General features: G+C 63.0%; 18 protein-coding genes. 7 read left to right on the top strand and 11 right to left on the bottom strand.

The window, feature by feature from the left end; genetic code table 11:
* Positions 1 to 8 precede the first annotated feature (8 nt).
* From WF331_RS22355 to WF331_RS22390, 8 genes are all read right to left on the bottom strand, one after another.
* Complete coding sequence (locus WF331_RS22355; RefSeq protein WP_059395312.1) at positions 9 to 635, bottom strand: response regulator transcription factor; 627 nt, start codon at positions 633 to 635, stop codon at positions 9 to 11.
* A gap of 29 nt (positions 636 to 664) precedes the next feature.
* Positions 665 to 1,861, bottom strand: a complete 1,197-nt coding sequence (locus tag WF331_RS22360) for a hypothetical protein (protein WP_114942783.1) — start codon at positions 1,859 to 1,861, stop codon at positions 665 to 667.
* Entirely contained in the window at positions 1,858 to 2,592 is a 735-nt protein-coding gene (locus WF331_RS22365; RefSeq protein ID WP_284363343.1) for a molecular chaperone, read from the bottom strand. Before WF331_RS22365 ends, WF331_RS22360 begins: the two co-directional genes overlap by 4 nt.
* A gap of 116 nt (positions 2,593 to 2,708) precedes the next feature.
* Complete coding sequence (locus WF331_RS22370; RefSeq protein ID WP_016501038.1) at positions 2,709 to 5,219, bottom strand: CS1-pili formation C-terminal domain-containing protein; 2,511 nt, start codon at positions 5,217 to 5,219, stop codon at positions 2,709 to 2,711.
* A gap of 91 nt (positions 5,220 to 5,310) precedes the next feature.
* Positions 5,311 to 5,790: a CS1 type fimbrial major subunit gene (locus tag WF331_RS22375; protein WP_016501039.1), complete on the bottom strand. Its 480-nt coding sequence runs from the start codon at positions 5,788 to 5,790 to the stop codon at positions 5,311 to 5,313.
* A gap of 221 nt (positions 5,791 to 6,011) precedes the next feature.
* Positions 6,012 to 7,676, bottom strand: a complete 1,665-nt coding sequence (locus WF331_RS22380) for a cation acetate symporter (protein WP_016485333.1) — start codon at positions 7,674 to 7,676, stop codon at positions 6,012 to 6,014.
* Positions 7,673 to 7,984 (bottom strand): DUF485 domain-containing protein, encoded by a 312-nt coding sequence (locus WF331_RS22385; RefSeq protein ID WP_016501040.1) that lies wholly within the window; start codon positions 7,982 to 7,984, stop codon positions 7,673 to 7,675. Before WF331_RS22385 ends, WF331_RS22380 begins: the two co-directional genes overlap by 4 nt.
* A gap of 241 nt (positions 7,985 to 8,225) precedes the next feature.
* Positions 8,226 to 9,086: a glycine betaine ABC transporter substrate-binding protein gene (locus WF331_RS22390; RefSeq protein WP_016501041.1), complete on the bottom strand. Its 861-nt coding sequence runs from the start codon at positions 9,084 to 9,086 to the stop codon at positions 8,226 to 8,228.
* A gap of 197 nt (positions 9,087 to 9,283) precedes the next feature.
* Here WF331_RS22390 and WF331_RS22395 point away from each other — a divergent pair, with 197 nt between their 5' ends.
* A complete protein-coding gene (locus WF331_RS22395; RefSeq protein WP_041167838.1) occupies positions 9,284 to 10,849 on the top strand; it encodes a glycoside hydrolase family 17 protein in 1,566 nt (521 codons plus the stop codon).
* A 126-nt stretch (positions 10,850 to 10,975) separates the two neighbouring features.
* On the opposite strand, the gene WF331_RS22400 is transcribed toward WF331_RS22395, so the two are convergent.
* Entirely contained in the window at positions 10,976 to 11,344 is a 369-nt protein-coding gene (locus tag WF331_RS22400; RefSeq protein WP_284363327.1) for a hypothetical protein, read from the bottom strand.
* 190 nt (positions 11,345 to 11,534) lie between these two features.
* On the opposite strand from WF331_RS22400, the gene WF331_RS22405 reads away from it, so the two are divergent.
* Positions 11,535 to 12,833 carry a serine/threonine protein kinase gene (locus WF331_RS22405; protein WP_041167839.1) on the top strand — a complete coding sequence of 433 codons (1,299 nt, stop codon included), beginning with the start codon at positions 11,535 to 11,537 and terminating at the stop codon, positions 12,831 to 12,833.
* Positions 12,826 to 13,653 carry an MlaA family lipoprotein gene (locus tag WF331_RS22410; protein WP_016501045.1) on the top strand — a complete coding sequence of 276 codons (828 nt, stop codon included), beginning with the start codon at positions 12,826 to 12,828 and terminating at the stop codon, positions 13,651 to 13,653. Before WF331_RS22405 ends, WF331_RS22410 begins: the two co-directional genes overlap by 8 nt.
* Positions 13,654 to 13,767: 114 nt before the next feature.
* Here WF331_RS22410 and WF331_RS22415 read toward each other — a convergent pair whose 3' ends face one another.
* Together WF331_RS22415 and WF331_RS22420 are read right to left on the bottom strand one after the other, a co-directional pair.
* Positions 13,768 to 14,916: a patatin-like phospholipase family protein gene (locus tag WF331_RS22415; protein WP_059395319.1), complete on the bottom strand. Its 1,149-nt coding sequence runs from the start codon at positions 14,914 to 14,916 to the stop codon at positions 13,768 to 13,770.
* A gap of 143 nt (positions 14,917 to 15,059) precedes the next feature.
* On the bottom strand, positions 15,060 to 15,995 hold the full coding sequence (locus WF331_RS22420) for a lipid A biosynthesis lauroyl acyltransferase (protein WP_114942682.1): 936 nt from the start codon (positions 15,993 to 15,995) through the stop codon (positions 15,060 to 15,062).
* A gap of 111 nt (positions 15,996 to 16,106) precedes the next feature.
* Between WF331_RS22420 and minC the strand changes: the two genes are divergently transcribed.
* The 4 genes from minC (at position 16,107) to WF331_RS22440 (ending at position 18,827) form a co-directional block, all read left to right on the top strand.
* Positions 16,107 to 16,868 (top strand): septum site-determining protein MinC, encoded by a 762-nt coding sequence (gene minC / locus WF331_RS22425; protein WP_016501048.1) that lies wholly within the window; start codon positions 16,107 to 16,109, stop codon positions 16,866 to 16,868.
* Between the two features lie 101 nt (positions 16,869 to 16,969).
* Complete coding sequence (gene minD / locus WF331_RS22430) at positions 16,970 to 17,782, top strand: septum site-determining protein MinD (RefSeq protein ID WP_016501049.1); 813 nt, start codon at positions 16,970 to 16,972, stop codon at positions 17,780 to 17,782.
* A gap of 3 nt (positions 17,783 to 17,785) precedes the next feature.
* Entirely contained in the window at positions 17,786 to 18,040 is a 255-nt protein-coding gene (gene minE / locus WF331_RS22435) for a cell division topological specificity factor MinE (protein WP_003252572.1), read from the top strand.
* A gap of 151 nt (positions 18,041 to 18,191) precedes the next feature.
* Positions 18,192 to 18,827, top strand: a complete 636-nt coding sequence (locus tag WF331_RS22440; RefSeq protein ID WP_016501050.1) for an RluA family pseudouridine synthase — start codon at positions 18,192 to 18,194, stop codon at positions 18,825 to 18,827.

The following is an 18,827-nucleotide window of genomic DNA, read 5'->3' on the forward strand; positions in this document are numbered from 1 at the left end:
GGTAGCGACTAGATGAGCGCATTGCGACGGGCGAAGTCCGCCAGGTCGATCAGAGAGTTGACCCGCAGTTTTTCCATCAGCCGGGTTTTGTAGGTGCTGATGGTCTTGTTGCTCAGCAGCATGGCTTCGCCGATTGCCTTGTTGCTCAGCCCGCGGGCGAGCTGCTGCAAAATCATCAGCTCACGGTCGGTCAGTGAGGCGATGCATTGCGCGTCTGTGAACTTGAGGTCCTGCTTGTGCACCGAACTCAGCACCACTTCAGGGAAGTAGGTATAACCCGACAACGTTGCGCGCACCGCCTTGCCAAGTTCGTCCAGCTCATCGGTCTTGGCCACGAAGCCCATTGCACCGGCCTGCATGCAGCGTAGCGAATAGGCCTCGGGCAATTGCGACGTCAGCACCAGAACCTTGGGCGGCTGCGTCATGGCCTTGATGCGGGCGATTACCTCAAGGCCATCGAGCCCGGGCATGGCGATATCGAGGATGACCAGGTCCGGCGCCAACTCACGCGCCAGCCGCACCGCGTCAATACCATTGTCTGCCTGGCCGACGACATCGAGCCGCTCCTTGCGCAGCAGCATGCACACGGTGGCCCGGATGAACGGATGGTCGTCAACCACCACGACTTTGTACATAGGTTAACCTCGCGCATCATGGCGGTGGGCTAAAGCTCAGCGTCGAAAACGACGGTGACCTGGCCGGCATAGGTGGCGCCAGGGTATCGGAGCATGGCCTGCACGTCGTTGCGCTCCACCTGGAAACGCAACTGGCCAGGGCGATTGAGCGTGGGCATCGCCGATTCGAACGCTAACGCAGCCGCCTGCCCGCTCGGCAACGCCAGTTGCTGAACCGGCCGGCCCTGGTGCTCGATACCTCCGGGCAAGGTAATGGCCACGTTCACAGGCACTTCATGGCTGGCGTCGTTACGGATACCGCACGTACCTGCCGTGTAGTGCTGGCACAACTTGTAGGCTTTGAATGGGCCGGTTGACCATAGCCGGAACGGCAGGTCACGGTAGATGAGCCCGGGGGGCTGGCCACCGCCCAGCCAGGCCTGCCAGCCACCCTTGGGCTCAAGCACGGCGCGCTCCGAGCCAGGCGGGAACTCGAAGATGAAAGCGTGCTGCACATCCAGTTCGAAGTTGATCACCAACGTATCGCCGCTCAGGCCGGTGACATTGTTGCCGAAATCAAAGTCGCCCCCAGGGCCTATGGTGTAAGTGAGGCTGCCGCGGTACATACCGGCGCGCAGGCGATAAGGCGGGGGAATGTCCAGCTCGAAGGAAATGCCCGTGTCCAGTACCGTCGTGGTATCTACAAGATCATCCGGCACCCATGAGTAGCTGATCACGCAAGGGGTCGGGCTCTGCGGGTTGACCAACGAGGTGTGGTATCTGAAGCGGCTTTGGTTGCCGACGGAGTTCATGCCGCGACAACCCTCTGTGAAGCCGCCGTTAAGCGGGTTGTGAGGGCTACCCAACACAGCTTCCTGGCTGATGGAGCGCACCTCGAAGGTCATCTGCCTGGGCTCGCCCGTCTGTTGGTGGCGTACCTCTACTTCACGACGCCCCGGCAGTTTCACGAAATATCGATCACGCAGGTCGGGGGCACGGTTGATGCTTGTCTTCTGGTAGGTGATTGGCAGGCTCACGGTGCCGGCACTGGCGCACAGGCCAGCCCAGACCCTGCAAAAATCAGCAGGCGGCGTGGTGTTTTCGAAGCGCCCCGACCCACCGCCACGGTATTGCGCCGAAAGCGTCACCTCCAGCGCGCTGGCCAAGGGAGCGAATGCCAGCAAACCTGCGACCAGCCCGGCGCGCAAGTGACGGATGCGGGCCAAGCGCCCTGTGCTGCTGCTCATCCTTCCACCACCATGCGCTTGCGCGCTTCGCCTTCATGCAACTCAAACTGATGAACCTTGGCCGCCTGCCCTTCGAATTGCCGTGTCCGCCCCGGCAACACATGATGTTTGGTGGCAGTCTCGCAGGCCACGCCAGCCGCCTGGCACTGCCGGAACTGATCCAGCACGACAGTGGCATTGCCCTCGTTGCTGACCGTAAGGCTACCGCCCTTGCGCTGCACTGGCGTCTGGAACCGGGTTTCGCCAGGCCGAACGAACAGCAACGTGCCGTAGCCGGCCAGTAAGTTGACCCCAACCTTCAGGCTATCGCGGTACCGCTCGGCCTCTCCCTCGTCCACGGCAAACCCATCACCCAGTTCGGGCAGGACCGGGACGAAGCGCAAGCGGAAATAGCGCTCTGTATCGCGCTGCCCCCGGTACACCAGGCGCACCGCCTGCATGCCCTGCGCCGGCACGATCAGCCGCGCCGGGCTGGCCACCAGGCCGCGCTGCTCCAGCGGCAGGCCTTCAGTGTCGACCTCGCGGGCATTGCCATCGCTGTCGTACACCAGCTCAGCGACACTCACCTTGACGAACGCCGTGGTATCACCGCTATTGCGCACCCGCTTGAGCAAGGTGCTTTTGCCGGAATCCAGGTAATCGTACAACGCGCCGACGTTAAGCTCGGGCGCCCCAATGGCTGCCAGCGGGGTAACCAGAAAGGCCAGGGCAAGCAGACGATGGATATTCACGTTTGAAGATTCCTTGGATAAGTGCAGCGATTGGCATACCGTAAACCGGGAGCAATCGCAGGATATGTAGGAGCCGTCTGCAACGACGGTAAGGCGGCTCTGTTACTGACCCTGAGCTAGCTCTCAACAGGCTCACCCCCGTTATCAGCAGCTTTGGCCAGGCTTGCCGGCGTGCAACGCTGGTCGCCGGCCAACAGCACATCGTCTTCACGTACCAGCTGCGTAAGATTCAGCGTCAGCAGGCATACGACCTGCCCTTGCTGACGCACTTCCAGGCTGGGTGTGGACTCGCTCATTTCCACCGCAAAGAACCCATCGGCCTCACTGACACTGCGACTGGCGTGGTTGATCACCTGCGCGCCCCGCAGCGGACGACCCTGGCTGTCGAGCAGGCGGCCGATGACAGTCAGCGTGCGCAATACCCGCAGCTGCCGGTAGCCAATGCCGCCACGGTTCAGGTGGTAGTCCACACTGGAAGGCTGAATCACCGCGGCGGTGGCTTGCGCGCCTTCAAGGTCGAATTGCACATTGCCGGCCTTGTAGGCGGCCACCGGGACCAGGTTGCGCCCAGGCCGCAGATTGGCAGCACCGCCATGGCGGTCGTCAGCGCGTAGTTTCAAACCTTGGATATCGGTTTCGACATCGACGATAAGCCCAGCCTGGTGCGGCAGGTACTGGCCACTCACGGCCGCCTTGCCAGCCCCGACAGCCAGCATGCTTTCCAGGTTGAGGCCGCCGCTGAACTCACCGTTGTAGGAAGACCGCTGGAAATAGGCATCACCGTGCAGCTGCTGGCTCTCGAACTGCGTGTCGCCACCCAGGCCGGCGCCATAGCGGTCGGCGCTGGCGGTCAGGCCAACGCTACGCAACGGGCCCAGGTCGACGTCCTGCTGATAGGCCACCGCGGCATTGAGGTCACGCCCGCCATCGCGCGCTGTACGGCTGCCGACGCTGGCCGACAGGCGCCGCCCACTCGTGCCACCCAGGCTCATGCTCAGGCTCAGGTTGACCCCGCGGCTGCGGGCCTCACCGGTACCCGCGTTGCCTGGTCGGTCGAACAGCGACAGGCGCCAGTTGGTCTGCGACCCCAGTAACTGGCCGAAGTACGACCAGCCCAAATCCACCCCCGTACCGGCGCTGGCCCCACTGCTGTGGGACACACGCACGCTGGCGGTATTGCGCGGGTCGAGGCGATGGTTGTAAGACACCGACGTCTGGGTTTGCCGCGCCTGCCAGCGGCTCGGCTGACGGTCATCACGCAGTGACTCGGGGCGGGTCAGCCAGGTGCTGCTCTGGCTGGCCACCAATGAGCTGTTTTCACCGGCGTGGATCATTTGCAGGTCGTAGCCGTTGCCGTAGCCCTGGGCCTGGAACAGGTTGCCGTACAGTTTGAAACGGTCGCGCACATCCCAGTCCAGCGACGTGCCGTATTGCAGGGTCTGGTCGATGCGCTGCGCCGAGACGCCAAGGATAGCCCGTGGGTGCACCAGGTAATTGGCCAGCACGCCTGCCGCCAGGCTGTCATCTGCGTCACGCTGCCAGTTGCTCAACAGGCTGCTCTGCCGCCCCAGGTACAGGTTGTAGCGCCAGGGGGCATCGGTGCTGCGCCAGTTGCCGGGTTTGTAGATGAATGCCTGGCTGCGCGAGGTCACCTGGCCGTCCTCGACCAGGCGGATTTCCACTTCGTAGATGCCACCGGGCAACACTTTGCTGTCCAGCGTCTGCAGGCCGGGCTGCACCGGCTGGCTATTGATCAGTACGCCGTTGCGGTAGATTTCTGCCACGGCCGGGCGGTTGGGCGTGACATAGATGGGCGTCGCGCTGGGCGCGCCATTGTCGGTGGCCAGGCTGTCGCTGCTGCCGAACATCAGGCCCAGGGTGGTATCGGGGCTGGCACCCATCAGCCGTGGTTGGCGGGTCAGGCCTTGGGCACTGGGGGTGAAATAGCCCAGGCGATAAAAGTGGTCCTGCACCAGTCGCTCACCGTACAACTGATCAACCCGGTAGCGCGTGCCCTGTTGGCTGTCGCTGCCACGGTCAAGCTGGCCATCGGCCAGGGTCGTCCAGTTACCCAGGCTGCCCTGCCCTTGCAATGCATAGCGGCCGCTGGTGACCCGGCCATCATTGACCAGGTTGAGTTGGTTACGCACCAGCAGGCCATAGCTGCCCTGTTCGGGAAGCCGGTGATAACGCTCGTCTGCCGTTGACGCTTCGACCTGGTCGGTAAGCAGTGACAACTGCGAATTGGCCAGGCTGTAGTGCACTGCGCGCAGGCCATCTGGGCAGTCAGCCTGGCAATCACCCAGCGGGCGCCCTTCGACCAGGCGTTCGCGCCAGCGCCGCCTAAGGCTTTCTGGCTCACGGCTGTCGACGGTTTCGGTGAATTCCAGCAGTTGCACGCGCTGATCCCGGCTGAGCACGACCATGGCATCACCCAGATAGCGGCCGTCCAGGTCTACCCTCACGGCCAACGGCACTTCATAGAAGTGCGCTTCGAACTCACTGGGCAGGCCTTCGATGCCACCCAGCGCCGCGGTCGCAGCGTGGCCCGTAACTGGCACTGCGGCCAGGCAGGCTGCCAACGGCAAGCTCAGGTACAGCGCGGAAAGGGGAAATTGTAGGGTCATGGGCGTCGCTTGCGGGCAATACCTGCCCGCCCCGCGGCAAGCGCCGAGGGCAGGAACAGGCAACAGCGGATGAACGATGGGGGGGGGTGAATCAAGGCGTGCCAGTTTCGAAGATCATGCTCACCAGGCCTTGGTAGTTGCCTGGCTCATAACCCGCCGCGGGGGCTGGGTGGGCTGCAATTTCGAAGCCAATGATCGCCCCCGGTGCGGCTTGGGTGGCGCTGACCACTTCGGCTGGGGTGGTCTGCAACACGGTGCCGCCAACCTTCACATCCAGGCCAATGTTGTGGGAACCGCTGGCAATGACTGCGGGCGAAACCAGGTAAGCGTTGATAGCGCCAACGGTGCTCTTGACCTGCAGCTCCTTGCGGACCGGGTCGAGCTTGGCCTGATTGGGGTTCCAGCCCAGTTCTTGCGGGTCGTTCATCCAATTGCCGCCGACCGGCTCGACGAAGAACGCATCGGTCGGCACTTGGGCAGTGACTTGCACTTGCTTTTCGATCGGGTCCAAGGCGTGGGCGGCACCGGCAAACAGCATGGCCAGAGGGAGGGCAAGCAGCATACGTTTCACGATCAAATCTCCTTGAGGGAATCACTGGCTGACGGGCGACTGCCCGATCAGTGGTGGCGATTATTCGTGAACGCTGGCGATTGGAAGTTAGGACCGTTCCGAGCGGATTTAGGAAATTTCCCAAGGGATGCAGTTTGCCAGTATTGCCGGGAGCAACCCCAGAATGCATAACGCCCCGGCTAGCGGGGCGTTATGCATTTCAGCGCGTTATTGCTACTGCATCAGTGGGAAACCGCCCCGCTGGCACCCAGGCCAGTCTGCGAACGCACGAACTGCGGGTAGAACAGTGCACGCTCGTCGTCGGCAGCCTTGGACTTGTCGGTGACCGAGAAGAACCAGATGCTGACGAAGGCGATGGCCATGGAGAACAGCGCCGGGTACTCGTACGGGTAGATCGGCTTCTCGTGGCCGAGGATCTGCACCCAGATGGTCGGGCCGAGGATCATCAGCGTTACCGCACTTACCAGGCCCAGCCAGCCGCCAATCATGGCGCCCCGGGTGGTCAGTTTCTTCCAGTACATGGAAAGCAGCAGCACCGGGAAGTTGCAGCTGGCAGCGATGGAGAACGCCAGGCCGACCATGAAGGCGATGTTCTGCTTCTCGAACAGGATACCCAGGCCGATCGCCAGCACGCCCAGGGCGATGGTGGTGATCTTCGACACGCGGATCTCGTCCTTGTCGTTGGCCTTGCCCTTGCGCCATACGCTGGCGTACAGGTCGTGGGACACCGCCGAGGCACCGGCCAGAGTCAGGCCGGCAACCACTGCCAGGATGGTGGCGAATGCCACTGCCGAAATGAAGCCGAGGAAGATGCTGCCACCCACGGCATCGGCCAGGTGCACCGCTGCCATGTTGTTGCCGCCCAACAGGGCGCCGGCGGCGTCCTTGAAGTCCGGGTTGGTGCTGACCAGCAGGATCGCGCCGAAGCCGATGATGAAGGTCAGGATGTAGAAGTAGCCGATGAAGCCGGTGGCGTAGAGCACGCTCTTGCGCGCTTCCTTGGCATCACTGACGGTGAAGAAGCGCATCAGGATGTGTGGCAGGCCGGCGGTACCGAACATCAGTGCCAGGCCCAGCGAGAAGGCCGAGATCGGGTCCTTGACCAGGCCGCCCGGGCTCATGATCGCCTCGCCCTTGCTGTGCACCTTGATCGCTTCGGAGAACAGGGTGTTGAAATCGAAGCCTACGTGCTTCATCACCATCAGCGCCATGAAGCTGGCACCGGACAGCAGCAGCACGGCCTTGATGATCTGTACCCAGGTGGTGGCCAGCATGCCGCCGAACAGCACATACAGGCACATCAGGATACCCACCAGGATCACCGCAACGTGGTAGTCCAGGCCGAACAGCAGTTCGATCAGCTTGCCGGCACCGACCATCTGCGCGATCAGGTAGAACGCCACCACCACCAGCGAACCGGAGGCCGACAGGGTACGGATTTCCTTCTGCCCGAGGCGATACGAGGCCACGTCGGCAAAGGTGTACTTGCCCAGGTTACGCAGGCGTTCGGCGATCAGGAAGAGGATGATCGGCCAGCCTACCAAAAAGCCGATCGAGTAGATCAGGCCGTCGTAGCCAGAGGTGAAAACCAGTGCGGAAATACCCAGGAAGGAGGCAGCCGACATGTAGTCGCCGGCGATCGCCAGGCCATTCTGGAAGCCGGTGATCTTGCCACCGGCAGCGTAGTAGTCCGCCGCCGACTTGTTGCGTTTGGAGGCCCAGTAGGTGATACCGAGGGTGAAGGCGACAAAAGCCACGAACATAGCGATCGCGGCAACGTTCAGCGGCTGTTTCTGCACCTCGCCGGTCAGGGCATCGGCTGCCCACACGGCGGGTGCGAAGGCTCCGCAGGCCAGTACAGCCAGGGCTTTGGCGTGGCGAATCATTGTTGCGCCTCCTTGAGGATGGCCTTGTTCAGCTCATCGAATTCGCCGTTGGCGCGGCGTACGTAGATGGCGGTCAGGACGAATGCCGAAACGATCAGGCCGACGCCCAGGGGAATGCCCCAGGTAATCGACGACTCAGGGCTTAGCTTGGCGCCCAGCAGATGAGGACCGTAGGCGATCAGGAGGATGAAAGCGCAGTACAGGCCGAGCATGATCGCCGAGAGAATCCAGGCGAACCGTTCGCGTTTGGTGACCAGCTCCTTGAAGCGGGGGCTGTTTTGTATCGAGAGGTAAATGCTGTCGTTCATTGTTTTTGTCCTAGCAGCACAGGTAGGGGTGAAACCCACGCCCTTACTTTATGCGGCTGTTGGACGGCAACCAGACGACCTTAGTCTTAGATGCAACGGTGTTTTACCGATTGCGTAACAAAGTTAGGGCCCATTCGCGGGCTCGCCCGCTCCCACAGGGGCATCACAAGGCCTGAGGGCAGTGATATCCGTGTGGGAGCGGGCGAGCCCGCGAACAAGCTGAACTGGCCCTTGAGAGTGATTACTTGCCAGTCCACTCCTTCACGCGATCAGGGTGCTTGGCTACCCAATCCTTGGCCGCCGCTTCAGGCTTGGCCCCTTCCTGGATCGCCAGCATCACCTCGCCAATCTCGTCCTTGGACTGCCAGCTGAATTTCTTCAGGAACTCCGCCACTTCCGGTGCCTTGGTGGCCAGCTCCTTGCTGCCGATGCTGTTCACGGTTTCCGCCGCGCCATACACGCCTTTCGGGTCTTCGAGGAACTTCAGCTTCCACTTGGCGAACATCCAGTGCGGTACCCAGCCAGTCACTGCAATCGACTGTTGCTTGGCATAGGCACGGCCCAGTTCCGCCGTCATCGCCGCGCCCGAGCTCGCCTGCAGCTTGTAACCGGTCAGGTCGTAGTCCTTGATCGCCTGGTCGGTCTTGAGCATCACGCCGGAGCCTGCGTCGATGCCGACAATCTTCTGCTTGAAGCTACTATCGGTCTTGAGGTCGGCGATGCTCGCCGCCTTGACGTACTCGGGGACGATCAGGCCGATCTTGGCGTCCTTGAAGTTGGCACCGTAGTCGACCACGTTGTCCTTGTTCTTGGCCCAGTACTCACCATGGGTCACCGGCAACCAGGCCGACAACATGGCATCGAGCTTGCCGGTTGCCACACCCTGCCACATGATCCCCGTGGCCACAGCCTGCAACTTCACGTCATAGCCGAGCTTTTGCTTGATCACTTCGGCGGCCACGTTGGTGGTGGCAACACTGTCGGCCCAACCATCCACGTAACCTATGCTTACTTCTTTGGCCATTGCCTGTGCAGCGCTCATGGCCATTACCAGGGCGGTACCCACACCCAGTAAACGTCGCATTTTTTTCAAAGTTGCCATCAAAGCATCCCCTCGTCAGGTCTTGGAGATTGCATCATCTTCCTGCAACACAGGTCGACCTGATCCAGCTGCGACCTGCACCCGCCCCATATGCGACAGCACTGTGCCATTAGCGTCATCGGCCTACACCCGCCTGCGCGATCCTTGCATGCCAAAGCTTTGGCGCCGGGCTACTATCTACCCTTTTGCACCTGACGATGGACCGCCCGATGCCCAGTTCTGCCCGCCTGTTGCTGCCGCTGTACCTGCTTGCCTGCCTGCTGGCCCTGCTCGGGCTCGCCGGGCTCTGGTACGGGCTTGGCAAGCCGGTGCACCTGCCCGATGCGGCCAGCCCGACGCACAAATTGCAATGCGCGTCCTACACGCCGTTCGACAAGGACCAGTCGCCCTACGACCAACCATTTCGCCTGCGCCCGGCACGCATGGACGCCGACCTGGCCTTGCTGGCTGAGCGTTTCCAGTGCATCCGCACCTATTCCGTGACCGGCCTTGAGGCAATCCCGGCACTGGCGCGCAAGCATGGGCTAAAAGTGATGCTGGGCGCCTGGGTCAACGCTCACGCGGCCGACACCGACAAGGAAATCGACCTGCTGATCGCCACCGCCAACGCCAACCCCGATGTGGTCAGCGCGGTGATCGTGGGCAACGAAACGTTGCTGCGCAAGGAAGTCACAGGCGCGCAGCTGGCCAAGCTGATCGCCCGGGTGAAAAGCCAGGTGAAGGTGCCGGTGACCTACGCGGATGTGTGGGAGTTCTGGCTGCAGCACCCGCAGGTAGCACCCGCGGTGGACTTTTTGACCATCCACCTGCTGCCCTACTGGGAAGACGATCCGCGCGGCATCGACGATGCGCTGGCCCACGTGGCCGATGTACGCCGGGTGTTCGGCACACGCTTTGCGCCCAAGGACATCCTGATTGGCGAAACCGGCTGGCCCAGCGAAGGCCGCCAACGCGAAACCGCAATACCCAGCCGGGTCAACGAGGCACGCTTTATTCGCGGCTTCGTGGCCATGGCCGAAAGCAACGGCTGGCACTACAACCTGATCGAAGCGTTCGACCAGCCGTGGAAGCGCGCCAATGAAGGGGCAGTAGGCGGTTACTGGGGGCTTTACGATGCCGACCGGCAGGACAAGGGCGTGCTGGAAGGGCCGGTGAGCAACCTGCATGACTGGCCGCAATGGCTGCTGGCCAGTGCACTGCTGATGGCGGCCATGTTGTTGCTGGCCGGGCGCCCTGCTACGCCGATGGCGGCCTTGCTGTTGCCATTGCTGGCGGCGTTTGGCGCAGGTTGCCTGGGGTTGTGGGGCGAACTGATGCGCACTCATGCACGCTTTGCCGGGGAGTGGCTGTGGGCCGTTGCGCTGGCCGGGCTGAACCTGCTGGTGCTGGCCCATGCGCTGCTGGCGTTGGCGCAGCGGGCCGGCTGGCGCGAGCGCTTGTTCGCCTGGCTGCAAGCGCGGGCGGGCTGGCTGTTGCTGGCGGCGGGCTTTGCCGCGGCGGTGAGCATGCTGGCGATGGTGTTCGACCCGCGCTACCGCAGCTTCCCCAGCGCCGCGCTGGCCTTGCCGGCGCTGGTGTATGTGCTGTGGCCGGTGCGGGCCCGGCGGGCGGAGGTGGCGCTGCTGGCGTTCATTGTCGGGGCCGGGGTGGCGCCGCAGTTGTTCGTTGAAGGGCTGGAAAACCAGCAGGCCTGGGGTTGGGCGGTGGTGAGTGTGCTCATGACAGCCGCATTGTGGCGCAGCTTGCGGGTGCGCCAGGCTTGATGCCCGGGGGCCGCTTCGCGCCCCATCGCCGGCAAGCCAGCTCCCACAAGTGTTGTGCACCCTTCGGAACCTGCGCGGTCCCTGTGGGAGCTGGCTTGCCGGCGATGGGGCGCGAAGCGGCCCCTGTCAGCCTTGCCGCTGTCTCCTGACCAGGCGCAACCCCGCCAGCACCAGCGCAAACACGGCAATGCTGGCGGTATACAACACCAGCGCCGGCACAGCGAACACCAATGCCAACACCCCCAGCCACCAGCCCGCGCGCGCGGGGACGAACTGCGCCAGCAGCGCCAGGCCCAGCCCGCTCCAGGCCAGCACCTGGTGGTGAATGCCCAACCCCAGCAATGACCGCACCTCACACTGCCAATACGCCGCAGGCACCGTGCACAGTCCAACCCACTGGCCATCCTCCATCAGCCCATAGCGCACGCCATAGCTGGCAGCGAGCCACAGCCCCAGAAACAGCACCAGCAGCGCAGCCGGCAGCGAACGAGACATCCTGTTCTCCAATAGCGGTAATCGAAAGCATCCATGATCGCTTATGCCCGGTTGTAAGGCAAAATCCCAACCCTGCAGCTATGTTGCAGATAACAAGCACACCAAAGGCCACCGCGACTGGCAACTTTGCCCGGTTGGCTGTGGTCCTAGCCTGCACACTGCTCGACCTTGCGTTCTTTTGGGGGATTACATGCTTCGATCTTTGCGCCTCGCTGCCGTGCTCGGTAGCCTGCTCATGGCGGTGGCCGCTTCAGCGCGGGATATCGACGCTGCCAGCTACGGCTACCCCTTGACCAACCCGTTCGAGGCGACCATCGCCACCACGCCGCCGGACCAGCGCCCGACCCTGCCCAGCGACGATGACATCGACCAATCGGACTACAGCCTCAACCTGCGCCCGGAGCGTGAGTTCACCTTGCCCGACAATTTCTGGGCGGTGAAAAAGCTCAAGTACCGCCTGGCCCGCCAGGATCACGAAGCGCCGCTGATCTTCATCATCGCCGGCACCGGTGCACCGTACAGCAGCAGCATCAATGAATACCTGAAGAAACTGTTCTACCAGGGCGGCTTCCACGTGGTGCAACTGTCATCGCCCACCAGCTACGACTTCATGAGTGCCGCCTCGCGCTTTGCCACCCCCGGCGTCAGCCAGGAAGACGCCGAAGACATGTACCGGGTGATGCAGGCCGTGCGTGCCCAGCACCCTCGCCTGCCAGTCAGTGAGTTCTACCTCACCGGCTACAGCCTGGGTGCGCTGGACGCTGCTTTCGTCAGCCATCTGGACGAAACCCGCCGCAGCTTCAACTTCAAGCGTGTGCTGCTGTTGAACCCACCGGTCAACCTGTACACCTCGATCAACAACCTGGACAAACTGGTGCAAACCCAGGTCAAGGGCATCGACCGCAGCACTACGTTCTACGAGCTGATGCTGACCAAGCTGACCCGCTACTTCCAGGACAAGGGCTACATCGACCTCAACGACGCCCTTCTGTATGACTTCCAGCAGTCTAAACAGCACCTGTCCAACGAACAGATGGCCATGCTGATCGGCACTTCGTTCCGTTTCTCGGCAGCCGACATTGCCTTCACTTCCGACCTGATCAACCGCCGCGGCCTGATCATTCCGCCGAAGTTTCCGATTACCGAGGGCAGCAGCCTCACGCCGTTCTTCAAGCGTGCCCTGCAGTGTGATTTCGACTGCTACATGACCGAACAGGTAATCCCGATGTGGCGCGCCCGCACCGACGGCAACAGCATCCTGCAGCTGGTCAACCAGGTGAGCCTGTACGCCCTGGAAGACTACCTGCGCGGCAGTGACAAGATCGCGGTGATGCACAACGCCGACGACGTCATTCTCGGCCCGGGCGACATCGGCTTCCTGCGCAAGGTATTTGGTGACCGGCTGACCCTCTACCCCCATGGCGGCCATTGCGGCAACCTCAACTACCGCGTCAACAGTGACGCCATGCTGGAGTTCTTCCGTGGTTAACAAACTCCTCTTCGCCACTGCCCTGCTTGCCGCCGGCCACACCATGGCCGCCGAAACCGCCCCCCGGGCCAGCGTGATCGAGGCCGACCCGCAAGTGATCGGTACCGCGCCGCTGGTGCCTGAATCCGATGGCTTCATCGACCCGCTGCGCGAGCTGAAATTCAACCCGGGGCTGGACCAGCGCGAGTTCGAGCGCTCAACCCTGGAAGCGCTGAACGTGTACGACCCGCTGGAGTCGATAAACCGGCGCGTCTATCACTTCAACTACCGGCTGGACCAATGGGTGCTGCTGCCGCTGGTGAGTGGTTACCAGTATGTAACCCCGCGCTTCGTGCGCACGGGGGTAAGCAACTTCTTCAACAACCTGGGCGATGTGCCAAACCTGTTCAACAGCGTGCTGCAGCTCAAGGCCAAGCGTTCGGCCGAGATCACGGCGCGTCTGATGTTCAACACCCTCATCGGGGTGGGTGGGCTATGGGACCCGGCGACCAGCATGGGCCTGCCGCGCCAGAGCGAAGACTTTGGCCAGACCCTGGGCTTCTATGGCGTACCGGAGGGGCCGTACCTGATGCTGCCGGTGTTGGGGCCTTCGAACCTGCGCGACACCACCGGGCTGGTGGTGGACTATGCGGGCGAGCAGGCAATCAATTACCTGAACGTGGCCGAAACCAGCACCGACCACCCGGAAATCTTCGCCCTGCGCGTGGTGGACAAGCGCTATACCACCAACTTCCGCTATGGCCAGCTGAACTCACCGTTCGAGTACGAGAAGGTGCGGTACGTGTATACCCAGGCGCGCAAGCTGCAGATAGCTGAGTAAACCTGCTTCGGCCCAATCGCCGGCAAGCCGGCTCCCACAGGTCCGCACAATGCCCAAGGCTGTGGTAATCCTGTGGGAGCTGGCTTGCCGGCGATGAGGCCGGTACAGGCAACATCAAATTCCCAGGAACTGGCACAGCTCCCGCTTCTTGGCCAGGGCATCCTTGCGCCCCAGTTCGATCAGTTCACTGCAATAACTGGCCTCGAACAGCAGATAGCTCAATACCCCCGCCCCGCTGGTGCGCGTCGCCCCCGGCCCGCGCAGGAACAGGCGCAACGCCGCCGGCAGCTCGCGCCGGTGCCGGGCGGCGATCTCGTCCAACGGCTGGCTGGGCGCTACCACCAGTACCTCGATCGGCGCCAACCCCAGGCGGCGGGCATCCAGGTGCGCCGGCAACAGCCGGCTCAAGTGGTTGAGCCGCTGCAGCAGTTCGATGTCGTCTTCCAGGCTATCAATGAACGTGCTGTTGAGCATGTGCCCACCGATCTGCGCCAGGCTGGGCTGCTGCCCGCTGAACACACGCTGAGTGGGCAACGGCGGCGCTGGCCGCTGCGGGTTGCCGCTGACCCCGACCACCAGCACCCGGCTGGCACCCAGGTGCAACGCAGGACTGATCGGCGCCGACTGGCGCACCGCGCCATCCCCGTAGAATTCGTCGCCCAGCTGCACCGGGGCAAACAGCAGCGGGATGGCCGCGCTGGCCAGCAGATGGTCGATGGTCAACGGAGTGGGCACGCCGATGCGGCGGTGGCGCAGCCAGGCTTCGATGGTGCCGCGCCCCTGGTAAAAGGTGACCGCCTGGCCGGACTCGTAGCCAAAGGCGGTGACTGCCACCGCGCGCAACTGCTCGGCGGCCAGGGAATGTCCGATGCCATCCAGGTTCAGGTGTGCCTCCAGCAGGCTGCGCAACGGGCTGCTGTCCAGCAGCGCCACCGGCGCCTGGCCGCCTAATCCCAACAGGCTGTGGCCGACGAAACGGCTGGCCTGGCGGACGACGCCGGGCCAGTCACTGCGGATGACCAGGTGGCTGCGAAAGTTCTGCCAGAAGGCGGTCAGCCGCTGAACGGCATCGTTGAAGTGGGTGGCGCCGCTGGCGAGGGTGACGGCGTTGATGGCACCGGCAGAGGTGCCGACGATGACCGGGAACGGATTGTGTGCGCCGGCGGGCAGCAGCTCGGCGATGCCGGCCAATACGCCGACCTGATAGGCGGCGCGGGCGCCGCCGCCAGAAAGGATAAGACCGGTTACCGGGAGTGGGGCCATCGCTTCCTTCCTGGATCAGCTGTTTTCAGGCCCGGCCTCTTCGCGGGCTTGCCCGGTCCCACAGGTCCGCACTCTGCCAAGGCCTGTAGCGAGCCTGTGGGCGCGGGCAAGCCCGCGAAAGGGCCGGCACAGGTAAAGTCAGTTCAGCGCTTTTTCTTGTCGTACAGCCGCGGCGCACCCTCGGGCCGCGACTTGAACCGGCGGTGCGCCCACAGGTACTGCTCGGGGCACTCGCGCAACACACTCTCGACCCACTGGTTGATGCGCAGGCAGTCGGCCTCTTCGCTTTCGCCGGGGAAGTCCGCCAACGGCGGGTGGATGACCAGACGATAGCCGCTGCCATCCTCCAGGCGCTTCTGGGTGAACGGAATCACCTGTGCCTTGCCCAGCCGGGCGAACTTGGTGGTGGCGGTTACCGTCGCGGCCGGGATGCCAAACAGCGGCACGAAAATGCTCTGCTTGGCGCCGTAGTCCTGGTCCGGTGCATACCAGATCGCCCGGCCCGAACGCAGCAGCTTGAGCATGCCACGCACATCCTCGCGCTCCACCGCCAGCGAGTCGAGGTTATGCCGCTCGCGGCCGCTGCGCTGGATGAAGTCGAACAGCGCGTTGCCGTGCTCGCGGTACATGCCGTCGATGGTGTGCTGCTGGCCCAGCAGGGCGGCGCCGATTTCCAGGGTGGTAAAGTGCACAGCCATGAGGATGGCGCCCTGCCCCGCCTGCTGGGCGGCCTGCAGGTGCTCCAGCCCCTCGATATGGGCCAGGCGCGCCAACCTGGCCTTGGGCCACCACCAGCTCATGGCCATTTCGAAGAAGGCGATACCGGTGGAGGCGAAGTTGGCCTTGAGCAAACGCCGCCGTTCGTCGACCGACAGCTCCGGGAAGCACAGCTCAAGGTTGCGCGCGGCAATGCGCCGACGTTCGCCGGCAAAGCAATACATCACGGCCCCCAGCGCGGCACCGGCTTTCAACAGGGCCCGGTACGGCAACTGGACCACCAGCCACAGCAGGCCCAGGCCCAGCCACAGGCCCCAGAACTTTGGGTGAAGGAAATAGGGACGAAAACGCGGGCGTTCCATTGAAGCTTCCGGAAAGACAAAGGCTGCGCATTCTACAACGGATCAGCGTATGTTGCGGGCAACCGGTGTTCTCGTTATAAATCAGGGCACTTTTTTCGCAACAAGCCGTCTATGCAGACCATGAGCCCAAACCACACATCCGACACCGCCTCCGTGTTCCAGCTCAAGGGCAGCATGCTCGCCATCACAGTGCTGGAGCTGGCGCGCAATGACCTTGAAGCCCTCGACCGCCAGCTGGCGGCCAAAGTTGCCCAGGCACCGAACTTCTTCAGCAATACGCCACTGGTGCTGGCGCTGGACAAACTGCCGGCCGGCGAAGGGGCAATCGACCTGCCAGGCTTGATGCGCATCTGCCGCCACCATGGCCTGCGTACCCTGGCCATCCGCGCCAACCGCATCGAGGACATCGCCGCCGCCATCGCCATCGACCTGCCGGTGCTACCGCCGTCCGGCGCCCGCGAGCGGCCGCTGGAGCCCGAGCCCGAGGTAGTCAGAAAGCCCGAGCCGGCGCCCGCCCCACCACCGGCCCCCGAGCCCGAGGTGCGGCCGACCCGGATCATTACTGCGCCGGTGCGCGGCGGCCAGCAGATCTATGCTCAGGGTGGCGATCTGATCGTTACCGCCTCGGTCAGCCCGGGTGCGGAACTTCTGGCCGATGGCAACATCCATGTGTACGGCGCCATGCGCGGCCGGGCCCTGGCCGGCATCAAAGGCAATACCAAGGCGCGGATCTTCTGCCAGCAGATGACCGCCGAAATGGTCTCCATCGCCGGCCAGTACAAGGTTTGCGAAGACCTGCGCCGCGACCCCCTGTGGGGCACAGGTGTGCAAGTCAGCCTGTCCGGTGATGTGTTGAACATCACCCGTCTTTAACGGATACTTGCCGTCATTTTCAGAGCAACTTTTTTAACTGTTGCCGTTTATTTGCTTTTTGCCGGGACACGTGTCCCGACTTATTTTAGGGGTGAAACACCTTGGCCAAGATTCTCGTGGTTACTTCCGGCAAGGGGGGTGTGGGCAAGACCACCACCAGCGCCGCCATTGGTACCGGCCTCGCACTGCGTGGCCACAAGACCGTCATCGTCGACTTCGACGTGGGCCTGCGTAACCTCGACCTGATCATGGGCTGCGAGCGCCGCGTGGTGTACGACTTCGTCAACGTGGTCAACGAAGAAGCCAACCTGCAGCAGGCCCTGATCAAGGACAAGCGCCTCGAGAACCTGTACGTACTTGCCGCCAGCCAGACCCGCGACAAAGACGCGCTGACCCTGGAAGGCGTCGAGAAGGTGCTGATGGCGTTGAAAGAAGATTTCGAATACGTCATCTGCGACTCCCCGGCCGGTATCGAGAAAGGTGCGCACCTGGCGATGTACTTCGCCGACGAAGCCATCGTGGTAACCAACCCTGAGGTTTCTTCGGTACGTGACTCGGACCGCATGCTGGGCATTCTGTCGAGCAAATCGCGCCGCTCCGAAAACGGCGAGGAGCCGATCAAGGAACACCTGCTGATCACTCGCTACAACCCAGAGCGCGTCGTCAACGGCGAGATGCTGAGCATCGACGACGTCACCGACATCCTGGCGATCAAGCTCAAGGGCGTAATCCCTGAGTCCCAGGCTGTGCTCAAGGCCTCCAACCAAGGTATCCCGGTCATCCTCGACGACCAGAGCGATGCTGGCCAGGCGTACAGCGACACCGTCGACCGCCTGCTGGGGAAAGACAAACCCCTGCGTTTTGTTGAAGTGCCGAAGCAAGGATTCTTCGCGCGCCTGTTTGGAGGCAAGTAAACCATGAACCTTTTTGACTTCTTTCGTGGCAGACAGAAACAGACCAGCGCGTCGGTAGCGAAAGAGCGTCTACAGATCATCGTGGCGCACGAGCGCGGCCAACGCAGCGAGCCGGACTACCTGCCGGCGCTGCAGAAAGAACTGCTCGAAGTGATCCGCAAGTATGTGAACATCGGCAACGATGACGTGCATATCGAGCTTGAAAACCAGGGCAGCTGCTCGATTCTGGAGCTGAACATTACCCTGCCGGATCGCTGATCTGGCTGAAAGCCGGGGCTGCTTTGCAGCCCATTCGCGGCACAAGGCCGCTCCTGCAAGGGATCGCGTTCCCCTGTAGGAGCGGCCTTGTGCCGCGAATGGGCCGTAGAGCGGCCCCGCTTTTTTCTCCCGATTTAACAGAGAACACGCAATGCCGCTGTCCAAAATCCAGATCCTGCACGAAGACGCCGCCATCCTGGTGATCAACAAACCGACCCTGCTGCTCTCGGTGCCTGGCCGCGCCGAGGACAACAAGGACTGCCTGATCACCCGCCTGCAGGAAAACGGCTACCCTGACGCGCTGATCGTGCACCGTCTGGACTGGGAAACCTCCGGCATCATCCTGCTGGCCCGCGATGCCGACAGCCACCGCGAGCTGTCGCGCCAGTTCCACGACCGCGAAACCGAAAAGGCCTACACAGCACTGTGCTGGGGCCAGCCGGCACTGGACAGCGGCAGCATCGACCTGCCGCTGCGCTACGACCCGCCAACCAAGCCACGCCATGTGGTGGACCACGAGCAGGGCAAGCATGCGCTGACGTTCTGGCGCATCGTCGAGCGCTGCGGCGACCACTGCCGGGTAGAACTGACGCCCATCACCGGGCGCTCGCACCAGTTGCGCGTGCACATGCTGTCGATCGGCCACCCGCTGCTGGGTGACCGGCTGTATGCCAACCCCGAAGCGCTGGCGGCGCACGAGCGGCTTTGCCTGCATGCATCCATGCTGAGCTTTACCCACCCGGTGTCCGGGGAGCGGTTGAAGTTCGAGTGCCCTGCGCCCTTCTGA

The organism is Pseudomonas sp. YNh (assembly GCF_037993085.1).
Lineage (GTDB): Bacteria > Pseudomonadota > Gammaproteobacteria > Pseudomonadales > Pseudomonadaceae > Aquipseudomonas > Aquipseudomonas putida.

Bases quoted from the DNA above. Each gene is read 5' to 3' on its own strand.
- WF331_RS22355 (WP_059395312.1), bottom strand. From the start codon at position 635: ATGTACAAAGTCGTGGTGGTTGACGACCATCCGTTCATCCGGGCCACC.
- WF331_RS22360 (WP_114942783.1), bottom strand. From the start codon at position 1,861: ATGAGCAGCAGCACAGGGCGCTTGGCCCGCATCCGTCACTTGCGCGCC.
- WF331_RS22370 (WP_016501038.1), bottom strand. From the start codon at position 5,219: ATGACCCTACAATTTCCCCTTTCCGCGCTGTACCTGAGCTTGCCGTTG.
- WF331_RS22380 (WP_016485333.1), bottom strand. From the start codon at position 7,676: ATGATTCGCCACGCCAAAGCCCTGGCTGTACTGGCCTGCGGAGCCTTC.
- WF331_RS22385 (WP_016501040.1), bottom strand. From the start codon at position 7,984: ATGAACGACAGCATTTACCTCTCGATACAAAACAGCCCCCGCTTCAAG.
- WF331_RS22390 (WP_016501041.1), bottom strand. From the start codon at position 9,086: ATGGCAACTTTGAAAAAAATGCGACGTTTACTGGGTGTGGGTACCGCC.
- WF331_RS22395 (WP_041167838.1), top strand. From the start codon at position 9,284: ATGGACCGCCCGATGCCCAGTTCTGCCCGCCTGTTGCTGCCGCTGTAC.
- WF331_RS22400 (WP_284363327.1), bottom strand. From the start codon at position 11,344: ATGTCTCGTTCGCTGCCGGCTGCGCTGCTGGTGCTGTTTCTGGGGCTG.
- WF331_RS22405 (WP_041167839.1), top strand. From the start codon at position 11,535: ATGCTTCGATCTTTGCGCCTCGCTGCCGTGCTCGGTAGCCTGCTCATG.
- WF331_RS22415 (WP_059395319.1), bottom strand. From the start codon at position 14,916: ATGGCCCCACTCCCGGTAACCGGTCTTATCCTTTCTGGCGGCGGCGCC.
- WF331_RS22420 (WP_114942682.1), bottom strand. From the start codon at position 15,995: ATGGAACGCCCGCGTTTTCGTCCCTATTTCCTTCACCCAAAGTTCTGG.
- minC (WP_016501048.1), top strand. From the start codon at position 16,107: ATGCAGACCATGAGCCCAAACCACACATCCGACACCGCCTCCGTGTTC.
- minE (WP_003252572.1), top strand. From the start codon at position 17,786: ATGAACCTTTTTGACTTCTTTCGTGGCAGACAGAAACAGACCAGCGCG.
- WF331_RS22440 (WP_016501050.1), top strand. From the start codon at position 18,192: ATGCCGCTGTCCAAAATCCAGATCCTGCACGAAGACGCCGCCATCCTG.